Origin of the sequence: Neobacillus vireti (genome assembly GCF_001026695.1) — a bacterium.
In the GTDB taxonomy this organism is placed as follows: Bacteria; Bacillota; Bacilli; order Bacillales; family Cytobacillaceae; genus Neobacillus; species Neobacillus vireti.
Genome location: NZ_LDNB01000007.1, coordinates 265,138 through 285,192, shown reverse-complemented (window position 1 = coordinate 285,192; position 20,055 = coordinate 265,138). Strand labels below are relative to the sequence as shown.

Genomic DNA, 20,055 nt, shown 5'->3' with positions numbered 1-20,055 from the left:
CCCAGCTACACTAAAAAAAATCACCCCTGCTATGATTTTTATTCTAGCAGGAGTGAGTTCCTATTTCAACTCATTTGATTGGCTTTTTTCATGTAAACGGTTACTTATGTCAAATTTGTCTATAAAGCCGAATCCGACTTCTTCCCCGTCCAAATGAACCACCGGAATCATCAGGCCATATCGCTCGGTTAAGTCATCATTTGTTTCAATATCGACTTCCTCGAAGGTAAATTCCCAATTCTCTTTTAGCTCAAGGAGAGTGGCTTTTGCTTTATCGCATAAAGGGCAGCGATTTCGTGTATATAATGTGATGGTCGTTTGTGTCATCGTTTTAGTCTATTCCTTTCAATTAAACCTTTTTCGTTTCGAGGAGGAGGGGATTCCCAGCTGATCGCGGTATTTGGCGATGGTCCGCCTTGAGACTACGATTCCTTTTGTCTCCTTCAATTGATCGACTATTTCTTGATCGGAAAGCGGCTTTTCCTTATTTTCTTCCTTTATTAAATGGTTAATCGCATTCTTCACCTGTGTCGATGAGGTATTTTCATCGGCTGCGACTGTTTGGATGGTACTCGTGAAAAATGATTTTAACGTGAAGGTCCCGTTTGGTGTCTGCACATATTTTTCGCGGACTGCTCGGCTGACCGTTGATTCATGAACCTCAAGCTCGGCGGCGACTTCCTTCATCGTCATCGGCACTAAATGGCGTGCGCCCTGTTGAAAAAACAACGTCTGTTTTTCGATGATTTTGGCTACTACCCTTGTTAAGGTTTCTTTTCGTTGTTCAATACTTTTGACAATCCATTGATAATCCTGAAGCTTATCCTGGATAAACCGGCTGACCTGCTGGTCCTGGTCCTTGAATTTTTTATAATAGGACTCATTAAGACTAATCCTTGGCAGGGCATCATCAAACATCCGTACCGTCAGTCCTTCAGCGGATTGTTCGACAATTGCATCAGGAATAATGTATGTCGTTGTATCTTTCCGTAACTTAGCTCCCGGTTTTGGGTCTAGAAGTTGAACCTCATCAAAAATATCTTGAATTTCTTTTAAAGATACCTTCAGTTCTTTGGCAATTTGTTTCCATTTCTTTTCGGCAAACGGAACGAAATAATTGGAAATAATCGTTTGCGCAAGTTCGTTAGTTGGATTTTGATAATAGATTTGCATCAGCAGACACTCTTGAAGGTCTCTAGCTCCGATTCCGGCCGGTTCAAGCGTTTGAATCACCGCAAGGCCATCTTCAACTGATTCCTCTGATACCCGTAAGGTTGTGGCAATTTCCCCAAGGTCACCAGAAAAGTAACCGTTTTCATCGAGATTATCAATTAGGTGGCGGATGACTCTTAATTGCTCCGCAGATAAATTTGCTATATTTAGTTGTGAGATTAGATGTTCTTCAAGTGAAAATGGCTTATCAGCAAGCTGCTCAATCCAGTCCTTTTCCGACTTTTGATGCTTCCGGCGATTTCGGTCCATTAGGGGATTCATTGGCTGGACATTCCCATTTTCAATCTGCATAAGGGGATTTTCCAGCGCTTTATTTTCTAAAAATTCAGCAAGTTCCTGGCTCGAGTACTGCAATAAGGCAATCGCCTGCGACAACTCCTGCGTCATTGCTAATTTTAATGTTTGCTGCTGCCACAACCCTGCCTTTAAGTTCATGCCAATCCCCCCTTATGTTCCATTTTACATGAAAGATGGTGTTTCGGGTATGGAAAATAAATATTGAATGAATTTGGGAGTTCGGTTTAAGGCTTTTGGCTATTTTTCTGGAGTTATGGCTAATTAGACATTTTATGGAAAAGTAATTATTGTTAAAAAAATAAAAACCCCCTGTTTGCAAAAAACAGGAGGCCTTCATTACGCGCTCGGAGGGAATCGAACCCCCATTTTAAGAACCGGAATCTTACGTGCTATCCGTTGCACCACGAGCGCTAAATTGTAACGACTTACATATTATATGCCAGTTCCGTTAACTTTGCAAGCAAAAAATAGGTTTTAAATTATTCCGAATTGGTTATGCTTATGTAGGGAAAGTTGTCGAACATTATAAAGTTGAATTGTTTGACCTTTATTGACCATCAGTGTATGATTACTATACATATTATTTTAAACTTTCACACTCAGGAGGAGGAAGAAATATGAATTTGATTCCTACAGTTATTGAACAAACAAACCGCGGTGAACGTGCTTATGACATTTATTCCCGCCTACTTAAGGACCGGATCATTATGCTTGGCAGCGCTATTGATGACAATGTTGCTAATAGCATTGTAGCACAATTATTATTTTTAGAAGCGGAAAATCCTGAAAAAGATATTACACTTTACATTAATAGCCCTGGCGGAAGCATTACTGCCGGAATGGCGATTTACGATACCATGCAGTATATCAAATCAAGTGTATCAACAGTTTGTATCGGAATGGCCGCTTCTATGGGCGCTTTCTTACTTGCAGCCGGGGAAAAAGGCAAGCGTTATGCCCTTCCAAATGCTGAGGTCATGATTCACCAGCCACTTGGCGGTGCTCAAGGACAAGCAACCGAAATTGAAATTGCTGCTAAACGGATCCTTTTCCTTCGTGAAAAATTAAATGGAATTTTAGCAGAGCGCACTGGCCAACCGCTTGAAATCATTCAAAAAGATACCGACCGCGATAATTTCATGACTGCTGAAAGAGCAAAAGAATACGGTCTGATTGACAGCATCATTACCCGCAACACACTTGATAAAAAAGAGAAATAATCGAATGGATGCAGTTGGCAGAGTGCCAACTGCATTTTTTTGTGACCGAGGCGACCCATTTTTACTGTCTCTGGGCACAATTTTCTCTTTTTCCCTTCCTCGGGCAAAAATAAAAGGGTTCAACCTCCTAAATAAAGCTGAACCCTCCTTGATTTAATTATCCTTTTGAATAAAATCTGTTAATGCGTTGATGGCTTTTTCTTCGTCGTCGCCGTCTGCGATAATATTAATCACGATTCCTGAACCAACTGCCAAGCTCATTAATCCCATGATACTTTTTGCATTTACTTTTTTGCCATCTTTCTCTAGAAAAATATCCGCTGAAAAGCGGTTTGCCTCCTGAACAAATAGTGCTGCTGGTCTTGCTTGCAGACCTGTTCTTAATTTAACTTCTACTTGTTTTGCCAACATTATCTAATTCCTCCTTATGTTTTTAATCCTATATCATGATAACAAATTCATTATTTCACAAACTCAAAATCACTTAGCCCCAAAGCGGGTAATGTTCGGGATTCTACAGATCCGTCTACATCCTAGGAGCCATTTCGCCCCCCCGGAGCTTCTCGGCAATCTCATCAATTTTCCTCAGACGATGATTAATTCCCGATTTACTAATGGAGCCGCCGGAAACCATTTCACCCAGTTCCTTTAGTGTTACATCCGGAAATTTCAACCGGAGTTCCGCAATTTCTCGCAGTTTATCTGGTAAAATTTGCAAGCCAACCGTCGAATCAATCAAACGAATATTCTCTACCTGGCGGATCGAAGCACCGATTGTTTTATTGAGGTTTGCGGTTTCACAGTTTACCAGACGATTAACCGAGTTCCGCATATCCCTGACAATTCGAACGTCCTCAAAGCGGAGCAGGGCGTTATGGGCTCCGACAATATTTAAAAACTCGGTAATTTTCTCTGCTTCCTTTAAATAGGTAATAAAGCCTTTTTTGCGCTCAAGCGTTTTACTATTCAGTCCAAATGTATTCATTAATTCGCATAAAGAGTCATTATGATCTTTATAGAGCGAAGCGATTTCCAAGTGATAGGAGGACGTTTCCGGATTATTGACAGAGCCTCCAGCTAAAAATGCACCGCGCAGGTAAGAACGCTTACAGCACTTCTTTTTTACAAGCTCCGGTGAAATTTCGTGAATGATGGTGAATCCATCTCCAATAATTTTTGTATCCTCGAGAATTTCCTTGGCGAGCTGGGATAAACGAACAATGTACACATTGTTTTTCTTCAGGCGCATTTTTTTACGAACAAGCAATTCTACTTGCACTTGGTAACTCTTTTTCAATAATGTATAAATTCTTCTCGCAATCGCGGCATTTTCGGTTTGAATATCAACAACTAACTTACGGTTTGAAAAGGAAAGGGAACCGTTCATCCGGATCAAAGCCGATAGCTCTGATTGAATGCAGCACGTTTTCACTTCCAGGTTAGTTAATTCTTTTTTCGTTTCCGAAGCGAAAGACATCCCCTCACCCCTTAATAAAAAACATTAATAAATTGCCTGCTACTATCTACGCTTTACATCGCTTTTTGGTTTCATCTACGAGCAAATTATATAAAATACTTGCTACTTTTTTCGGATCATGCCGGAGTGCGCCATCTTCCTGGTAGGCAATATCCGCTTGAACCACCTCAAGCCCCAGCTCAAATAGCTGTGGTAAATCGTACTGCACCGGGTCAGCCAGCTCTTCATTATAGCGCAGCTGCACATCCTGTGGAATTTCTTCATTATTGACAAGGACCGTATCTACAAAGGCACAGCTCATATGGCTATATAAGGCCTTGACATGATCGCTCGCCGTATAGCCATGCGTTTCCCCTGCCTGTGTCATGAGATTACAAATATACACCTTTTTCGCATTAGAACGGCAAACCTCATCCCCTAATCGCGGGACAAGCAAATTTGGCAGGATACTGGTATACAAACTTCCCGGTCCAATGATAATTAAATCAGCCTGGCGAATCGCTTGAATCGTCTCCGGTAATGGGCGAATTGCACTTTTAGAAGTTAAATATACTCGTTTAATTTTTTTACCTGAATACGGAATTTTTGATTCCCCGGAAACAATGGCCCCGTCCTCCATCTCCGCATGCAGAACCACGCTTTGATTAGCAGCTGGAAGCACTTTGCCGCGGACATTCAAAATTTTGCTCATCTCTTGAATGGCATGAACGAAATTGCCGGTAATCGATGTCATCGCCGCCAAGATTAAATTCCCGAGCGAATGTCCGGAAAGTTCATTGGAGGTTTTAAACCGATGTTGAAACATTTCCTCGACCAGCGGTTCAACATCCGACAATGATGCTAATACATTGCGTATGTCACCGGGAGGGGGAATATGCAGGTCCTCGCGCAAGCGTCCTGAACTGCCGCCGTCATCCGCGACAGTCACAATAGCGGTAATATCCACAGGAAACTGTTTTAACCCTCGCAATAAAACCGGTAAACCTGTTCCTCCGCCAATGACGACAATCCGCGGCTGTCCTATCTCTCTCATGTTGTTTTATCCTTTCTCCTCTCAATGTCACGGTGGGAAACGCATGTCTTATAATCATTTTTGAAAAATTGGGCTATATACTCTGCAAGGGCAACTGAACGGTGTTGGCCGCCTGTACAGCCAATCGCAATTACCAGCTGCGCCTTTCCTTCCCTCTTATAATGCGGAAGCATGAAGCTAAGCAGGTCCGTTACTTTTTCCAAAAACTTTTGCGTTTCGTTCCATTTTAAGACATAGCTCGAGACCTCTTCATCCAGCCCCGTCTTTGGTCGCATATGTTCAATATAATGGGGATTCGGCAAGAAGCGCACATCAAAAACTAGGTCTGCATCGATGGGCAGCCCATGCTTAAATCCAAACGACATGACATTGACAGTAAAGATTAATTGTTTATTTGCCGTAAATTCCGTTAATATCTTTTCGCGCAGTTCACGCGGTTTCATCTGAGAAGTATTGTAAATTAATTGTGCCCGGCCTTTTAATTCTTCCAGGAGTTCACGCTCAAGCGAGATGCCCTCAAGAGGTAAGCCTGACTTGGCCAGCGGATGCGACCGCCTAGTTTCCTTATATCTGCGAACTAATGTCGAATCATCCGCATCTAGAAATAAAATCTGCGGCTTCACCCACGATGTTTCGTCGAGCTCATCCAATGCTTTAAATAAATGATCAAAAAACTCTCTGCCCCTTAGGTCCATTACGAGGGCAACCTTATTCATTTTATTCCCTGATTCCTTCATAAGTTCAAGAAATTTCTGGAGCAGCGTCGGCGGCAAATTATCGACACAGAAGAACCCTAAATCTTCAAAGCTTTGAATCGCCACCGTTTTTCCTGCACCTGACATTCCGGTAATAATCACCATCTGGGTATCGCTAATCGAACCGGTACTCACTTTAAATTCCCCCTAAATATATTAACTTGGATCTAATCGATAGCTGATTAGTTGAAAATCTTTTGTATAAGTAAAAGTACCGTAAATGATGCCCTTTCCATGAATCATGTAATCGATGATATGATAATCACCTGCAGCCATCGGCAGAGCTTTCACCTGGTCTGTCGGATGCCATGCCAGTTTCCCCTCTTCAGATTCGACTAAATCAATGCCATCTGAATCCGCTGCCATAAAAGTAAACATCATCCATTCGGACAGAAGCTCATCACTTTCCTTCATAATCATTGTAAAAATACCTTTTAATTGTGGATTTTTTAAATAGATGCCCGTTTCTTCACGGTATTCCCGAATGCAGGAGTCCCTTACCGATTCGCCCGGTTCCATTTTTCCGCCTGGAGCCACCCACCAGCCCCGGCGCGGTTTCTGCAGTAACAAGATTTGATTATTTCTTATCAAAACACAATTGGTGACACGCTGCATTGTTTTCACCTACTAAAACTAATATTGTAACAGTTTATTTTATTCTTTTCATTATACTATTTTTAGGAAACACCCACAATGAATACAAATTTGATATTTTTTTACCTTGGCACAAAAAAAATGGCACAAGCTGCTGGGCTTGTGCGCTCAAAAGGTATTTATTTTAAAGGGGGTCAATTTATTTAATTGTACCCTATCTTTATTTCACTATTGTTACAGGAAAATTAAAACAGAATTACTTTTTCGTAAATCTAACCTTTACATTTACTCTGCAGCCTTATTTCTTCAACTTCATTTCTTCTTTAAGCTCTTCGACAAAATGCTGGGCAGTTTGCGCGGCTATACTGCCATCTCCAGTTGCGGTGACGATCTGGCGGAGTGTCTTTTCACGAATATCTCCAGCGGCGAAAATACCCGGCACCTTCGTCTCCATCCGTTCATTTGTTTCAATATAACCATTTTCATTCGTAATACCAAGACTGACAAATGGTTTCGATAACGGCAGCATTCCGATATATACGAATACACCATCAGCCGGCAGTTCCTGCTCTTCACCAGTTTGCGTCGACACCAAGGTCACGCTGCCTACTTTGCCATTCTTATCATTAATCGACTTAATGGTGTGATTCCAAATAAAATCGACCTTTTCGTTTGCAAAGGCACGGTCTTGAAGGATTTTTTGGGCACGCAGCTGATCGCGGCGGTGAACAATAGTAACTTTGGACGCGAAACGGGTTAGGTAAACCCCTTCCTCAACGGCAGAGTCGCCGCCGCCAATGACGTAAAGTTCTTTATTTTTAAAGAAAGCGCCATCACAAACGGCACAATAAGAAACACCGCGGCCGCCAAGTTCTTTTTCACCAGGAACGCCAATTTTCTTATACTCAGCACCGGTTGAAATAATGACTGCGCGTGCTTTATATTGTTTAGACCCAGCGGTAATGAGTTTGTAGTCACCATGGTCAACGATTTCCTTAATATCGCCGTACGCATATTCAGCACCAAATTTCTTGGCATGTTCAAACATTTTCGTTGATAAATCTGGCCCTAAAATACTCTCAAAGCCTGGATAATTCTCAACATCCTCGGTATTAGCCATTTGCCCGCCCGGCATGCCGCGCTCAATCATCAATGTAGAAAGGTTCGCGCGTGATGTATATACAGCAGCCGTCATCCCTGCAGGACCAGCCCCGGCAATGATGACATCATAAATTTTTTCTTCAGTCATGGTTGGTTCACTCCTCAATTGAAAAGCGGAAGCGCCTTGTCCGGGCGCTGCAGCTAGACATAATATTATAAAAAAATACGATTAAGTATATCTTTCCCTACTTAATCGTATTAAACAATTGAATTATAGTCCATTTATCTGCTTAATTTAAATAGTCATTTACGATTTTTACATATTTGCCGATGGTGGCGGTTGATAACCCGTAGCGTTCGGCAACCTCCTGCTGGGATACCTTTTCGCTGCGCAGTTTGTGCCACATATATTCTACCGCTCCCGCCCACGCCCGTTTATTTTTCAAGGAAATGTTGGCCTTTGAAACTTCGACATACAACGAGAACCACATCAAGTACAAGCCAGATTCGATGGTGCCAATTGGCTGAAAGTTTTCATAAAAAAGCTCGGCAATTTCCTGTGCGTCGGATGTCATCGATGGTTTTCCCGACCTGATTAACGAAATATATTCTTTTTCCAGGCTGGTGAATTTCTGATTTTGAAACAGCCGCTTTGAGGTAATGATTTCTTCTTTTTTACTTGAAATAGTGGTAAGGAAAAGGGCAAATAAGCGCTCTTCGACATAGTCACTTTCAAGCTTTTGAAAAATAGATCCAGATTGGTCTTCCAAACCATTTACCTGCGCCTTTTCAGCATTCCATGGTTCCATGCCTTCTTTATCTGGATAAATCGCAAGCATCTTTTTCCAGATGTTTTGGGCAAAATTTTCATAGCCGGTGAAATAGGCTGAATAAGAAAGCCAGTAATAAAACGGACCATCACCATCAAAGCCATTTTTATATAATTTTTTCAACAATAAATATGCAAGCTCATACTCCCCGACCAAAGCAAAGCTGGTACCAAGCTTAAATTGATGCTCAATAAGGAGCGGCTGAATTTTTTTCAATGATTGCAGCATGGTTGTGACATTCTTTGTCTGCCCCTGATAATGGGCAAATATAAGTTTGTTACAGAGCGCATGCAGATTGCCAGGATTGCGCTCGAGCACATCCTGTAAGATTGATTCCGCTTTTTCCGTTTTGCCTAAATAAAAATAGGCTAGCGCTAAGTTATTGTACGCCGACCAGTATTCTGGATATTCCTTGACGACATCTTTTAACAGCTCAATCGCCTTTGGAAAATAACCCGATTCTAGAAGTTCACGAGCCTGTTCCTGTTTGAAAATCAAATCATCCTGCTCCAGAAACAGCCCATCCTCAAGATCATCTGATTCAAACGTAAGCAGTTCAAGCAGTTCCTCTGTATCCTCTGAAAAATCACCATCCGGATCTAATTGTAAATAGAGCTTTGCATGGTGATAAGCATCTTTAAAAAATCCTATATGGGCATAATTATTCGCTAAAAAGTAATGGCACTCGACCATTTCAGAGTCTAGTTCTTCAAGGATTTGATGCAAGAGCCGGTTGGAATTTTCAAACTCGCCAAGTTCTGTTGATACAATGGCCAGCTGGCATGTAATCATCGGTTCACCAGGCTCGAGCTGCATCGCCCGTCCAAGATATTTTTTTGCTTTGATAAAATCACGTCGATGGTATGCCTTTAAACCCTTCGTGAAATAATATTCGCCCGTAGGAATAAATGAAAGTAATTTTCCCTTTTGAATTCTTGCTTTTGCGTCTTTTCCCATGAAGTCCTCCACATTTTTCAATATAACTTATGTAGTATACCATATTTTGCGGTTGTTCGAGAAGGGATTTGGGGATGGGATTAACTTGATTCTTCGTTTGGGTGGTTTTTTAGGGGTTTTAGGGAGTTCTTGTGGGTCTTGGGTAGTTTTTATATAGGTTTCAGGTAGTTTTTTTGAGTTTGGCTACTTTTTGATGGGTTTTGGCTACTTTTTTAGGGGTTTTGGTTATTTTCCCAGGGGTTTTGGCTATTTTTTAAGGAGTTTTGGCTAATTAGACATTATATGGAAAACCCCAAAAAAGAAAGACCGCGGATTATGAACGGTCTTTGTGTCTTTCCTCTAGTGTTCTTAAAACCTCTTTGAATGGTAGTCCTTGTTCTACCAACAATACCTGCAGGTGATAAAGTAAATCGGCGGCCTCCCACCTAAGCTCTTCGTGGTCGCGATTCTTGGCTGCGATAATCACCTCGGCGGCTTCTTCGCCGACTTTTTTTAAAATCTTATCGACGCCTTTTTCAAAAAGATAGGTGGTGTAGGCACCCTCTGGACGCTCCCGCTCACGTTCTAAGATTACTTTTTCAAGTGATTGTAAAATCTGATAATCCCCCAGGCTCGTTGACCGCTCCGAAAAACAACTAACTGAACCAGTGTGGCAGGCGGGGCCTTTTGGAGTAACCATTACGAGTATCGCATCCTGATCGCAATCGTAGTTGATGCTGACAACGGTCTGCGTGTTCCCGCTTGTCGCACCCTTATGCCACAGCTCCTGACGCGAACGGCTGAAAAACCATGTTTCCCCCGTATCCATCGTCTTCGCCAGCGACTCCTCGTTCATATAAGCGAGCGTTAACACTTCTTTCGTACCGGCATCCTGAATGATAGCCGGGACAAGACCTTTTTCATCAAATTTTACATTCATCGGACCGTCACTCCTTTTTCGCGCAAATAGCTTTTTACCTCACGAACCGAGGTTTCCTTATAATGAAAAATCGAGGCAGCAAGGGCAGCGTCTGCTTTTCCTTCCAAAAACGCTGTTTCAAAATGAGCGGCATTCCCTGCCCCGCCCGAAGCTATAACCGGAATGGGAACTGCCTCACTTACAGCTTTTGTCAAGGCGAGATCGAAGCCATTTTTCTCGCCATCACTATCCATACTGGTTAATAAAATTTCTCCGGCCCCAAGCTCGGCCGCTTCTGCCGCCCACTCTACCACTTTTTTATCAGTCGTTTTTCGGCCGCCATGCGTAAAAACTCGCCATGTGCCGAGCACAGCATCAAATTTCGCATCAATTGCTACCACGATACATTGGGACCCGAAATAGCTGGCACCCTCGTTAATTAAAGCGGGGTTCAATACAGCAGCAGTGTTAAGCGACACTTTATCCGCCCCAGCACGGAGGAGTTTTTTCATATCGTCAAGGGAATTGATTCCGCCACCAACCGTGAATGGAATTGCGAGCTCGGAGGCAACCGCCTTTACGACCTCGACCATTGTCTTCCGGCCTTCAACTGATGCCGAAATATCAAGGAAAACTAACTCATCTGCACCTTGCTCATCGTAGAAGCGCGCAAGTTCAACAGGGTCACCGGCATCGCGGAGCTGAACAAATTGAATCCCTTTCACTACTCGTCCCTCCTTCACATCGAGGCAGGGAACAATCCGTTTTGTCAGGACCATGATTTCACCTCTTCCAACGCTGCTTTCAATGTAAACCGCTTCTCGTAAAGTGCTTTTCCGACAATCGCTCCGCTTACAATTTTCACTTCAGCTAAAGCCTGCAAATCTACGAGACTGCTGACCCCGCCTGAAGCAATAACATTTTTTCCGGTGACTTTAGCCATTTCACAAACAGCAGGAATATTGGGACCTAAGAGCGTGCCATCGGTCGCAATGTCTGTAAAAATAAAGTGTTCAGCCCCCGCATCGGCAAAGCGTTTACCTAGTTCAACGGCCTTTAGTTCCGATGTTTCCAGCCAGCCATGTGTGGCGACATAGCCATTTTTCGCATCAATTCCGATGACAATTTGCCGGCCATATTTTTTAATCATTTCAATTGCAAATTCAGGCTTTGAGACAGCAACACTCCCGATTATCACTCGATCAACACCCTTTTCAAGGTAGTGAAGGATATCTTCCTCAGAGCGAATGCCGCCGCCAACTTGGATTTTCACACCGTTCAGTGTTTGGGCGGCCTCAATCACAAAGCGGTCATTGACACGCTTGCCATCTTTTGCGCCATCAAGGTCGACCATGTGAATCCACCCTGCCCCTTCAGCGGCAAAACTTCGGGCCATATCGAAAGGCGAATCCCCGTATATCGTTTCCTGATCATAATCCCCTTGGAGCAGACGGACACAATTGCCGCCGCGCATATCAATGGCCGGATAAATCGTCATACTCATCGTCGAACCGCCTTCCTTTCCTCGACTATTTTTAAAAAATTATCTAGCAGGGCCATCCCGAGCCTGCTGCTTTTTTCAGGATGAAATTGCATCCCAAGAATATTACCCCTGCCCACTATTGCAGAAACCTGTTCGTGGTAATCTGTTTTGGCAAGGAGGACATCGGAGTTATCTGCATTAACATAATAAGAATGTACGAAATAGACATAATCCTCACTGAGATTTTTAAATAGAGGCGTTTCTTCGACAAATTCTAATCGGTTCCAACCCATGTGCGGAACTTTATAGGGCTGGCCATTGCGGGATTTTCCAGGGAAACGGTGAACAAGCCCTGGTAGTAACCCCAACCCTTCCGTCAGACCATTTTCTTCACTTTTTTCAAACAGCAGCTGCATGCCGAGGCAGATGCCGAGCAGCGGTTTACCTGATGCCGCAAATTCCTTTATGGTATCCGCGGGGAGCCGTTCCATCGCATCACGGAATGAGCCCACCCCAGGGAGAATCAATGCATCTGCCTGAAGCAATTTATTCTCATCAGCGGAAATAAAATACTCAGCAGAGAGCCGTTTCAATGCTTTACTTACACTGAAGAGATTTCCCATACCGTAGTCAACAATACCTATCACGTGCCTGTCACCGCCCGAATTTTGTCGATTTTTCTTCCATCATAGCTTTTATAGTGTCTTTTAAGGTGTCAGGCACCATTTGTAAATAAATCCCTATTGGTGCCTGACACCACTTTAGAGCATCCCTTTTGTTGAGGGGACGCCTTTGATGCGCGGGTCTATTGTTGTTGCTTCGTCGAGTGCCCGGCCTAGTGCTTTGAAGACTGCTTCTATCATGTGGTGTGTGTTCGTCCCATAATGAACGATCACATGGAGGTTCATTCGTGCCTCGAGGGCGAGTTTCCAGAGAAATTCGTGGACGAGTTCGGTATCAAATGAGCCCACCTTCTGCCCAGGGAATTCCGCACGCATTTCGAGATGCGGACGATTGCTGAGGTCGACGACTACCTGTGCCAAGGCCTCATCCATCGGTACAAATGCATTCCCGTAACGCTTAATGCCCCGCTTGTCTCCGAGTGCTTTTTGTAATGCCTGGCCTAAGCATATGCCAATATCCTCGGTAGTATGGTGGGCGTCAACCTCGATATCACCTTTGGCATCGACTGTCAGGTCGAACTGGCCATGTTTCGCGAACAAATCAAGCATATGACTAAGGAATGGAACGCCTGTTTCAAGATTGGACTGGCCCTCCCCGTCAATTGCTAACGATAGCTGAATATCCGTTTCATTTGTTTGCCGTTCAATACTTGCGATTCTTTCCATGTAAGGGACCTCCTTGAATTGATAGACTATTAATCATTCTTAAGTCTTATTTCCACTGCCCGGGCGTGTGCTTCGAGTCCTTCTATGCGGGCAAAGGCGGCGATTTTTGCGCCATTTTCCTTTAACGCCCTTTCACTGTAGATAATCACGCTTGATTTCTTTTGAAAATCGTCGACATTCAGCGGGCTGGAAAAACGCGCGGTGCCGTTAGTCGGAAGCACATGGTTCGGACCCGCAAAATAATCACCGACGGGTTCGGAGCTGTATCGGCCAATAAAAATCGCTCCAGCGTGGCGGATTTTTCCAAGAAGCTCCAGCGCATTTTCGGTGATGATTTCGAGATGTTCAGGCGCTAACTGGTTAATCGTCTCAACCGCTTCATCGATGTCTGTTGTTACGTAAATTGCCCCGAAATCGGCAATCGAACGGGCAGCAATTTCCTGACGCGGCAGCAAGGCTAGCTGCATTTCTACTTCAGCTGCCACTGCTTCGGCAAATCGTATTGATGGGGTAACCAGAACACTGCAGGCCCGGGGGTCGTGTTCGGCCTGGGATAACAAGTCGGCTGCGACCTCATCTGCACGCGCCGTTTCATCTGCTAAAATCGCAATCTCACTAGGACCGGCAATCATATCGATATCCACATCGCCAAATACCTCACGTTTGGCCAGCGCCACAAAGATATTTCCCGGGCCAGTAATTTTATCAACAGATGCAATCGACTCGGTCCCGTAAGCTAGCGCGGCAATCGCTTGCGCCCCGCCAACTTTATAGATTTCTTCAACCCCGGCTTCCTGAGCAGCCACAAGGACTGCTGCAGGTACAACGCCATTTTCGTTTGGCGGTGACACCATCACAATGCGTTTGACACCGGCCACTTTCGCTGGAATCACATTCATCAGTACCGATGATGGATAGGCCGCCGTCCCGCCTGGCACATACACTCCTACCGAATCAAGCGGGGTTATTTTTTGACCAAGAATGGTGCCATTTTCTTCGGTCGTCATCCATGAAGGCCGGAGCTGCTTTTCATGGAAGCTGCGAATATTTGCTGCCGCTTCCCGAATGATGGAAATAAAACGCTGATCGACTTTTTGGTAAGCTTCCTCAATTTCTTTGGTAGTTATGGAAAAAGTAGATTGGTTGACCTGGTCGTATTTTTCCGTATACATACGTAATGCCTCATCACCATGGGTGCGAACATCGGAGATTATCGAATTGACAATCGCTTGCTGCTCAGAGGTCCCCGAATCAATGGAGCGTTTGATCGAAACCTTGTCAGATATTTTTACTATTTTCATCGTCAGAACCCCCTTGCACAACCACTTCATGCAGTCTTGTTACCAGTTCGTCAATCCGGGCATCTTTCATCCGGTAGCTGACAGGATTGACAATCAGCCTGGATGTTACATCAACAATTCGTTCATATTCGACCAGCCCGTTTTCCTTTAATGTCCGACCTGTAGACACGATATCAACGATTCGGTCAGATAAACCAATTAACGGGGCAAGTTCGATTGAGCCGTTTAAGTTGATAATTTCGACCTGTTCTCCTTGTGCGCGAAAGTAGGTTTCCGCCACATTCGGATATTTAGTAGCGACTCTTGGTGCAACCTCATTCATCTGTGTATTAGGAAGTCCGGCGACCGCAAGATAGCAGGGGCTGATTTTGAGATTAAGAAGTTCATAGACATCGCGTTCCTCCTCAAGCAAAACATCCTTTCCGGCAATCCCGACATCAGCAACGCCATGCTCGACATATGTAGCGACATCCATCGGCTTGGCTAAAATAAATCGCAGTCCTTCCCCAGCCGCTTCGATTATCAATTTTCGTGACTCATCAAATTCCGGCGGCAGCTTGTAACCCGCTTTCCTTAATAATTCAGCAGCTTCTTCAAAAATTCGCCCCTTAGGCATTGCTATCGTTAAGATGCTATTCATCACTTCTCCCTCCGATTAAAAAGGTCGTATCGGTAAACCTTTTTGTAAAAGCATCAAGGTTTTTTACTCCGGTAATGTCCTGCAGTACCGCTAGTTTACCTTGCCCGTGCATTTTTTCTGCTAATTGAAAGGCTTCCTTCCGCCGCTCCCCGCTGAAAAAAATACAGTGGGCAGCATGTTCGAGCTGGACGCCATCAAGCGCTTCAAGAAGCATATCAAGCCGAACCGCAAACCCGGTTGCAGTTGCTTTTTTTCCAAATTTCTCGATTAAACTATAGCGTCCGCCATTTCCGATAGGGAAGCCGACATTCCCAGCATATACTTCGAATAATATGCCAGAATAATAGCTCATATGGCTGACAATCGAAAGATCAAATTTAACATATTCCTGAACGCCATAATCCTTGAGTACATCCCAAAGCTCTTTCAGCTCGATAATGGCTTGTTTACCTGTACCGTTTTCAATAATGTCGAGGGCCTGGCCGATGACTTCTTCTCCGCCTCTTAATTGATGGAGCTGGAGAAGCCTTTGCTTATCAATCGATGATAGCTGCAGTGAGTTCACATGCTCACGGTAGCCGACATAATTTTTTTCATATAAAAATTTCCGTAATGCTGTCGCCCGCCCGTTCGTTCCAAGGATTTGCATGAACAACTCCTGTGCGAAGCCAACATGGCCAACCGAAACTTGAAATTGCGCCAATCCTGCTTTTTTTAAGGAAGAAATCAGTAAGGCAATGGTCTCGCCATCACAGGAGACGGTATCCTCGTTCAGAAATTCAACGCCAATCTGCTCGAACTCAGCAGGACGTCCTCCTTCGCGCTGCTGGGCACGGAAAACATTGGCTGAGTATGCCAATCTTACAGGTAGATCCTCAGCTAAAAGCTTTGATGCTGCCACCCGGGCTATTGGTGCTGTCATATCCGGTCTAAGCACCAGTGTATGCCCCTCTTTATCGAGCAATTTAAAAAGCTGTTGGTCAGCAATCGCAGATGCAGCCCCAATCGTTTCGTAGTATTCAAGTATTGGTGTTTCGATAAATTGATAGCCCCAGAGTTTCATAGTTTCCGCTATTACCGAGCGAATCTGGTGCTTTTTTTCATATAACTCCGGCAGCGTATCGCGCATTCCTAAAGGTTTTTCAAACATAAACAAGCGACTCATTTGGTTCACCCTCTTCATTTGCTTTAGTATGCTAAATTGGTAGCGAATTAAAGTTATAATTAGTAGTTTACTCTCTAGGTATGTTTTCGTCAATGGAAAACCTTTTTTGAGGGCGTGAGATGTAGTGGTTGAGGAGGAATTGTGCAGGTTATGGGGGTTATTTCGCCAAGTTTGCCCTTTATTTCGCCAAACTTGGGAGTAATATCGCCAAACTTGGTGGTAATTTCGCCAAGCCGCGAATGATTATCACAAACTACCCCTAATCCCACCAAACTTCATCTCGATTTCGCCAATCGAGGCTGGAATCTCGCCAAGTTTTACTTTTATTTCGCCAAACTGAACGGTTTTTTCGCCAATCGGAGAATTATATTCACATACTGTCCCGAATCTCGCCAAACTTCATCTCGATTTCGCCAATCGAGGCTGGAATATCGCCAAGTCATACTTTTATATCGCCAAACTGAACGGTTTTTTCGCCAATCGGAGAATTATATTCACATACTGTCCCAAATCTCGCCAAACTTCAACTCAATTTCGCCAATCGAGGCAGGAATCTCGCCAAACTTCACTTTTATATCGCCAACTTTCAAGGGAATTTCGCCAAATGCCTAACACAGTGAAAGACAGCTTCAAAAAGCTCATTAAAAAAGCCCGATTCACTACCGTGAATCAGGCTTCATAATTATTTATTTATTTTCCCACCATAAATCACATCATCGGCCCAGCGTGCGGCTAGTTCTTCCTTTGTGTAAATCACCCGCATTGGGTTGCCGCCGACGAATGCCCCCTCGGGAACATTTTTGTGGACAAGGGTTCCGGCTGAGACGATGGCCCCATCGCCAATGGTCACCCCGGGAAGAATCGTTGAATTGGCGCCGATCATGACCTCGCTGCCAATTGAAACTGGCCCCAACCGGTATTCTTTAATCAAATACTCATGGGCCAGGATGGTCGTGTTATAGCCGATGACCGTGTTACGGCCGACACTGATTTTCTCCGGGAACATCACATCGAGCATCACCATCAGCGCGAAGGAGGTCTGCTCGCCGACCTTAACTCCGAGAAACACACGGTAAAGCCAATTCTTCATCCCTAAAAATGGCGTGTAGCGGGCGAGCTGAATCACCATAAAATTTTTGACAACCTTCCAAAAAGGCACAGTTTTGTAAACATGCCATAAAGAATTCGCGCCTTCAACGGGGTAGCGGGTCGTATTCCTCATAACTCACTCTCCGAGAATTTTTAATAAATCCGTCATGTGATCAAGAATATAATCTGGTTCGTATTTGGCGATGTATTCTCTGCCCTTAATCGACCATGCGACACCTGCAGTCGATGTGCCGGCATTTTTTCCTGCTAAAATATCATGGTAATTATCACCGACCATCAGTGATTCCTCAGGTGTGGATTTTAACTGCTCAAGCGCATTTAAAATCGGCTCTGGATCAGGCTTTACCTTTGTCACATGATCTAGCGCGACAATCACTTCAAAATAGCGGTCAAGGTTCATCAGACGCAGCCCTTTCAAGGCAGTATCATGACGTTTCGTTGTGACAATTGCGAGTTTGTACCCTTTATCGAATAAAGCTTGAACCGTCTCCACTGCACCCTCAAATTCCCTCACTAGTGCATCATGATTGGCGAGATTAAATGTCCGATACTCCAGAACCATTTCCTCGACACGGTCAGGATCTACTGTACTAAATGCTTCATGCAAGGTAGGGCCCATAAACGGTAAAACATCCTCGCGTTTGTACTTGCTTGGATAATATTTTTCAAGCGTATGCAAATAAGTTGCAATGATCAATTCATTCGTATCAATTAACGTACCATCTAAATCAAACAGTATTGTCGTTATTTTTTTAGTCATAGGTAGCTTCCTTTCTTTTCACTAACCCTCTGCGTTTCCAAATCATCCCAACCACCAAGGTTAACACAATCGCGACGCCGAGCCGGATTAAAAACAGCGGCCAAACCGGGATGCCGAGCGGTACAAAGATTAACGTGTCTTCAACAACCGCATGACAGGCCATTAGAAATATAAATGCCAGGGTAATATCCTTTTTACTGACGCCATCTTCTTTTACGGCTTGAATCATCACGCCGGCACCATAAGCTAAGCCGAATAATAAACCGGCAGCCATCGTCGTTGAGGTATTCTCCTTCATGCCGAGCGTTTTTGTTACGGGGGACATCATCTTAGAAAACTTATTTAACCATTGTAAGTCTTTTAAAATTTGGATGACCACCATCAGCGGGATGACAATCATCGCTAATTGAAAAATGCCAAGTCCTGCTTTTTGAACCGCCTCTAGTAAAATAGCAGCGATTCCGTCGGGATGTTCAGCACTCGGCTGAATGAAGCCATACTTTGCTGTCTCTGTGCCACCATGCCAAACAAGATTAATCACGACAGCAGACAGGAGAGCAAGCCCGGGCCTTGTGACAATGACCACCCACAGCTTGACGCCGGCTTTCATGGCGACGCTGGATTCGATGAATAAATTATGTGAAAATGAAAGCATCACGGCTAGAATAAATACTTCTTTTACTGAAAAATCGAACGTCAAAATGGCGCCGATTGCCGCATACAGGTTCAGAAAATTCCCGAGCACAAGCGGAATCGCGGCATCCCCTGTTAATCCCAACAGATTCATGAGCGGGGAAATCATCTTCATTACCCATGGCAGAACTGGCGTATACTGCAGCACTGCCACAATCAGGGTAACTGGAAAAATAACTTTCCCTAACGTCCATGTTGTTTTGAAACCAACCAGTAACCCCTTTTTCATTGAGCTTAGCAGCATTCCCCAAACTCCCCCATTCTCTAGTTCTAAGTAACGGGCTTCCGTCATTTTCTTTTCACAGCGATATAGTATAATCCCTATTCGCTACAAATTCGCTTGATCTAAGTACCGGGCTTCCGCCATTTTCTTTTGACGGCGATAAAGGATAATCGCTATCGCTCCAACGATCAATGCAATCGAAATCATTTGAGCCATCCGCAGGCTCCCAAGCATTAAACTATCCGTCCTTAAGCCTTCGACAAAATAGCGACCGATGGAATACCAAATGACATAAGAAAGAAATAGCTCGCCGCGGCGGAAATTCGCACGCCTGAGAAGGATTAATAAGATAAATCCGGCAAAATCCCAAAGAGATTCATATAAGAAAGTAGGGTGATAATAGACCCCTTCAATATACATTTGGTTGATAATAAAGTCCGGCAAATGCAGGCTTTGGAGAAAACTAAGACTCACTTCACCGCCGTGTGCCTCTTGGTTCATGAAATTGCCCCAGCGGCCAATCGCCTGGCCAAGAATAATACTCGGGGCCGCAATGTCGGCAATTTTCCAAAAAGAAATTCCGCGTTTTTTGGCAAATACAATTGTGGTAATCACGGCACCGATCAACGCGCCGTGAATAGCAATCCCGCCCGTCCAAATCTGCGGGATGTCGATTGGATGTTTGACATAATACTTCCATTCAAAAATCACATAATAAATCCGGGCAGAAATAATCGCAATTGGAATCGCCCAAAGCATCAAGTCGGCAAATAAGTCCTTCGGAAGCCCTCGGCGATTTGCTTCTCTAATTGCAAGAAACAGGGCAAGTGCTAAACCTGAACCAATAATAATTCCGTACCAATGCACCGGAATTGGTCCAAGGTTAAAGGCAATCGGGTTAAGCGGTTCTATCGTTTCGTTCATCTCTCTTTCTCC

General features: G+C 44.1%; 23 protein-coding genes and 1 tRNA gene. 1 reads left to right on the top strand and 23 read right to left on the bottom strand.

The features are described from left to right. Nucleotides 1–60 precede the first annotated feature (60 nt). The 3 genes from AA980_RS08500 to AA980_RS08490 form a co-directional block, all read right to left on the bottom strand. Entirely contained in the window at nt 61–327 is a 267-nt protein-coding gene (locus AA980_RS08500) for a glutaredoxin family protein (protein ID WP_024029096.1), read from the bottom strand. Nucleotides 328–345: 18 nt separating this feature from the next. Then, nucleotides 346–1,668, bottom strand: a complete 1,323-nt coding sequence (gene rpoN / locus AA980_RS08495) for an RNA polymerase factor sigma-54 (protein WP_024029097.1) — start codon at nt 1,666–1,668, stop codon at nt 346–348. A 201-nt stretch (nt 1,669–1,869) separates the two neighbouring features. Beyond that, nucleotides 1,870–1,941 (bottom strand) — tRNA-Arg (locus AA980_RS08490). A 206-nt stretch (nt 1,942–2,147) separates the two neighbouring features. Here AA980_RS08490 and clpP point away from each other — a divergent pair. Next, a complete protein-coding gene (clpP, locus tag AA980_RS08485; RefSeq protein ID WP_024029098.1) occupies nt 2,148–2,750 on the top strand; it encodes an ATP-dependent Clp endopeptidase proteolytic subunit ClpP in 603 nt (200 codons plus the stop codon). A 153-nt stretch (nt 2,751–2,903) separates the two neighbouring features. Here the strand turns inward: clpP and AA980_RS08480 are convergent, their stop codons facing one another. The 20 genes from AA980_RS08480 to lgt all read right to left on the bottom strand — a co-directional run bounded on the left by AA980_RS08480 (nt 2,904) and on the right by lgt (nt 20,043). After that, a complete protein-coding gene (locus AA980_RS08480) occupies nt 2,904–3,161 on the bottom strand; it encodes an HPr family phosphocarrier protein (protein ID WP_024029099.1) in 258 nt (85 codons plus the stop codon). 115 nt (nt 3,162–3,276) lie between these two features. Beyond that, nucleotides 3,277–4,227, bottom strand: coding sequence for a DNA-binding protein WhiA (gene whiA / locus AA980_RS08475; protein ID WP_024029100.1), 951 nt, complete (start codon nt 4,225–4,227; stop codon nt 3,277–3,279). Nucleotides 4,228–4,273: 46 nt separating this feature from the next. Next, nucleotides 4,274–5,260 carry a gluconeogenesis factor YvcK family protein gene (locus tag AA980_RS08470; RefSeq protein ID WP_024029101.1) on the bottom strand — a complete coding sequence of 329 codons (987 nt, stop codon included), beginning with the start codon at nt 5,258–5,260 and terminating at the stop codon, nt 4,274–4,276. Further along, on the bottom strand, nt 5,257–6,150 hold the full coding sequence (gene rapZ, locus AA980_RS08465; protein ID WP_024029102.1) for an RNase adapter RapZ: 894 nt from the start codon (nt 6,148–6,150) through the stop codon (nt 5,257–5,259). The genes AA980_RS08470 and rapZ overlap by 4 nt, the downstream gene beginning before the upstream one ends. A gap of 21 nt (nt 6,151–6,171) precedes the next feature. Continuing rightward, nucleotides 6,172–6,630: an 8-oxo-dGTP diphosphatase gene (locus tag AA980_RS08460; RefSeq protein WP_024029103.1), complete on the bottom strand. Its 459-nt coding sequence runs from the start codon at nt 6,628–6,630 to the stop codon at nt 6,172–6,174. A gap of 277 nt (nt 6,631–6,907) precedes the next feature. Continuing rightward, entirely contained in the window at nt 6,908–7,858 is a 951-nt protein-coding gene (gene trxB, locus AA980_RS08455) for a thioredoxin-disulfide reductase (protein WP_024029104.1), read from the bottom strand. 142 nt (nt 7,859–8,000) lie between these two features. After that, a complete protein-coding gene (locus AA980_RS08450; RefSeq protein ID WP_024029105.1) occupies nt 8,001–9,497 on the bottom strand; it encodes a tetratricopeptide repeat protein in 1,497 nt (498 codons plus the stop codon). Between the two features lie 313 nt (nt 9,498–9,810). Beyond that, nucleotides 9,811–10,416: a bifunctional phosphoribosyl-AMP cyclohydrolase/phosphoribosyl-ATP diphosphatase HisIE gene (gene hisIE / locus AA980_RS08445; RefSeq protein ID WP_024029106.1), complete on the bottom strand. Its 606-nt coding sequence runs from the start codon at nt 10,414–10,416 to the stop codon at nt 9,811–9,813. Beyond that, nucleotides 10,413–11,174, bottom strand: coding sequence for an imidazole glycerol phosphate synthase subunit HisF (gene hisF, locus AA980_RS08440; protein ID WP_024029107.1), 762 nt, complete (start codon nt 11,172–11,174; stop codon nt 10,413–10,415). Before hisF ends, hisIE begins: the two co-directional genes overlap by 4 nt. Further along, a complete protein-coding gene (hisA, locus tag AA980_RS08435; protein WP_024029108.1) occupies nt 11,165–11,899 on the bottom strand; it encodes a 1-(5-phosphoribosyl)-5-[(5-phosphoribosylamino)methylideneamino]imidazole-4-carboxamide isomerase in 735 nt (244 codons plus the stop codon). Before hisA ends, hisF begins: the two co-directional genes overlap by 10 nt. Further along, nucleotides 11,896–12,525, bottom strand: coding sequence for an imidazole glycerol phosphate synthase subunit HisH (gene hisH / locus AA980_RS08430; protein WP_024029109.1), 630 nt, complete (start codon nt 12,523–12,525; stop codon nt 11,896–11,898). Before hisH ends, hisA begins: the two co-directional genes overlap by 4 nt. A gap of 114 nt (nt 12,526–12,639) precedes the next feature. Beyond that, a complete protein-coding gene (gene hisB, locus AA980_RS08425) occupies nt 12,640–13,227 on the bottom strand; it encodes an imidazoleglycerol-phosphate dehydratase HisB (protein WP_024029110.1) in 588 nt (195 codons plus the stop codon). Nucleotides 13,228–13,256: 29 nt separating this feature from the next. Beyond that, on the bottom strand, nt 13,257–14,528 hold the full coding sequence (hisD, locus tag AA980_RS08420; RefSeq protein ID WP_024029111.1) for a histidinol dehydrogenase: 1,272 nt from the start codon (nt 14,526–14,528) through the stop codon (nt 13,257–13,259). Further along, entirely contained in the window at nt 14,506–15,168 is a 663-nt protein-coding gene (hisG, locus tag AA980_RS08415) for an ATP phosphoribosyltransferase (protein ID WP_024029112.1), read from the bottom strand. Before hisG ends, hisD begins: the two co-directional genes overlap by 23 nt. Then, the gene (locus tag AA980_RS08410) at nt 15,161–16,333 is read right to left on the bottom strand and encodes an ATP phosphoribosyltransferase regulatory subunit (RefSeq protein ID WP_024029113.1); all 1,173 of its coding nucleotides are present in this window, start codon (nt 16,331–16,333) and stop codon (nt 15,161–15,163) included. Before AA980_RS08410 ends, hisG begins: the two co-directional genes overlap by 8 nt. 246 nt (nt 16,334–16,579) lie before the next feature. Then, complete coding sequence (locus AA980_RS27180) at nt 16,580–16,729, bottom strand: hypothetical protein (RefSeq protein WP_156351189.1); 150 nt, start codon at nt 16,727–16,729, stop codon at nt 16,580–16,582. Nucleotides 16,730–17,015: 286 nt separating this feature from the next. Next, nucleotides 17,016–17,555: an acyltransferase gene (locus AA980_RS08405; RefSeq protein ID WP_024029114.1), complete on the bottom strand. Its 540-nt coding sequence runs from the start codon at nt 17,553–17,555 to the stop codon at nt 17,016–17,018. 3 nt (nt 17,556–17,558) lie between these two features. Next, complete coding sequence (ppaX, locus tag AA980_RS08400) at nt 17,559–18,203, bottom strand: pyrophosphatase PpaX (RefSeq protein WP_024029115.1); 645 nt, start codon at nt 18,201–18,203, stop codon at nt 17,559–17,561. Beyond that, nucleotides 18,196–19,140: a nucleoside recognition domain-containing protein gene (locus AA980_RS08395; protein WP_024029116.1), complete on the bottom strand. Its 945-nt coding sequence runs from the start codon at nt 19,138–19,140 to the stop codon at nt 18,196–18,198. The genes ppaX and AA980_RS08395 overlap by 8 nt, the downstream gene beginning before the upstream one ends. An 84-nt stretch (nt 19,141–19,224) precedes the next feature. Further along, nucleotides 19,225–20,043 carry a prolipoprotein diacylglyceryl transferase gene (gene lgt / locus AA980_RS08390; protein ID WP_024029117.1) on the bottom strand — a complete coding sequence of 273 codons (819 nt, stop codon included), beginning with the start codon at nt 20,041–20,043 and terminating at the stop codon, nt 19,225–19,227. Nucleotides 20,044–20,055 lie beyond the last annotated feature (12 nt).

What these genes read in the sequence shown, in the direction of transcription:
- AA980_RS08500 (WP_024029096.1), bottom strand. Translation starts at nt 327, where the DNA reads ATGACACAAACGACCATCACATTATATACACGAAATCGCTGCCCTTTA.
- rpoN (WP_024029097.1), bottom strand. Translation starts at nt 1,668, where the DNA reads ATGAACTTAAAGGCAGGGTTGTGGCAGCAGCAAACATTAAAATTAGCA.
- clpP (WP_024029098.1), top strand. Translation starts at nt 2,148, where the DNA reads ATGAATTTGATTCCTACAGTTATTGAACAAACAAACCGCGGTGAACGT.
- AA980_RS08480 (WP_024029099.1), bottom strand. Translation starts at nt 3,161, where the DNA reads ATGTTGGCAAAACAAGTAGAAGTTAAATTAAGAACAGGTCTGCAAGCA.
- whiA (WP_024029100.1), bottom strand. Translation starts at nt 4,227, where the DNA reads ATGTCTTTCGCTTCGGAAACGAAAAAAGAATTAACTAACCTGGAAGTG.
- AA980_RS08470 (WP_024029101.1), bottom strand. Translation starts at nt 5,260, where the DNA reads ATGAGAGAGATAGGACAGCCGCGGATTGTCGTCATTGGCGGAGGAACA.
- AA980_RS08460 (WP_024029103.1), bottom strand. Translation starts at nt 6,630, where the DNA reads ATGCAGCGTGTCACCAATTGTGTTTTGATAAGAAATAATCAAATCTTG.
- trxB (WP_024029104.1), bottom strand. Translation starts at nt 7,858, where the DNA reads ATGACTGAAGAAAAAATTTATGATGTCATCATTGCCGGGGCTGGTCCT.
- AA980_RS08450 (WP_024029105.1), bottom strand. Translation starts at nt 9,497, where the DNA reads ATGGGAAAAGACGCAAAAGCAAGAATTCAAAAGGGAAAATTACTTTCA.
- hisIE (WP_024029106.1), bottom strand. Translation starts at nt 10,416, where the DNA reads ATGAATGTAAAATTTGATGAAAAAGGTCTTGTCCCGGCTATCATTCAG.
- hisF (WP_024029107.1), bottom strand. Translation starts at nt 11,174, where the DNA reads ATGGTCCTGACAAAACGGATTGTTCCCTGCCTCGATGTGAAGGAGGGA.
- hisA (WP_024029108.1), bottom strand. Translation starts at nt 11,899, where the DNA reads ATGAGTATGACGATTTATCCGGCCATTGATATGCGCGGCGGCAATTGT.
- hisB (WP_024029110.1), bottom strand. Translation starts at nt 13,227, where the DNA reads ATGGAAAGAATCGCAAGTATTGAACGGCAAACAAATGAAACGGATATT.
- hisD (WP_024029111.1), bottom strand. Translation starts at nt 14,528, where the DNA reads ATGAAAATAGTAAAAATATCTGACAAGGTTTCGATCAAACGCTCCATT.
- hisG (WP_024029112.1), bottom strand. Translation starts at nt 15,168, where the DNA reads ATGAATAGCATCTTAACGATAGCAATGCCTAAGGGGCGAATTTTTGAA.
- AA980_RS08410 (WP_024029113.1), bottom strand. Translation starts at nt 16,333, where the DNA reads ATGAGTCGCTTGTTTATGTTTGAAAAACCTTTAGGAATGCGCGATACG.
- AA980_RS08405 (WP_024029114.1), bottom strand. Translation starts at nt 17,555, where the DNA reads ATGAGGAATACGACCCGCTACCCCGTTGAAGGCGCGAATTCTTTATGG.
- ppaX (WP_024029115.1), bottom strand. Translation starts at nt 18,203, where the DNA reads ATGACTAAAAAAATAACGACAATACTGTTTGATTTAGATGGTACGTTA.
- AA980_RS08395 (WP_024029116.1), bottom strand. Translation starts at nt 19,140, where the DNA reads ATGCTGCTAAGCTCAATGAAAAAGGGGTTACTGGTTGGTTTCAAAACA.
- lgt (WP_024029117.1), bottom strand. Translation starts at nt 20,043, where the DNA reads ATGAACGAAACGATAGAACCGCTTAACCCGATTGCCTTTAACCTTGGA.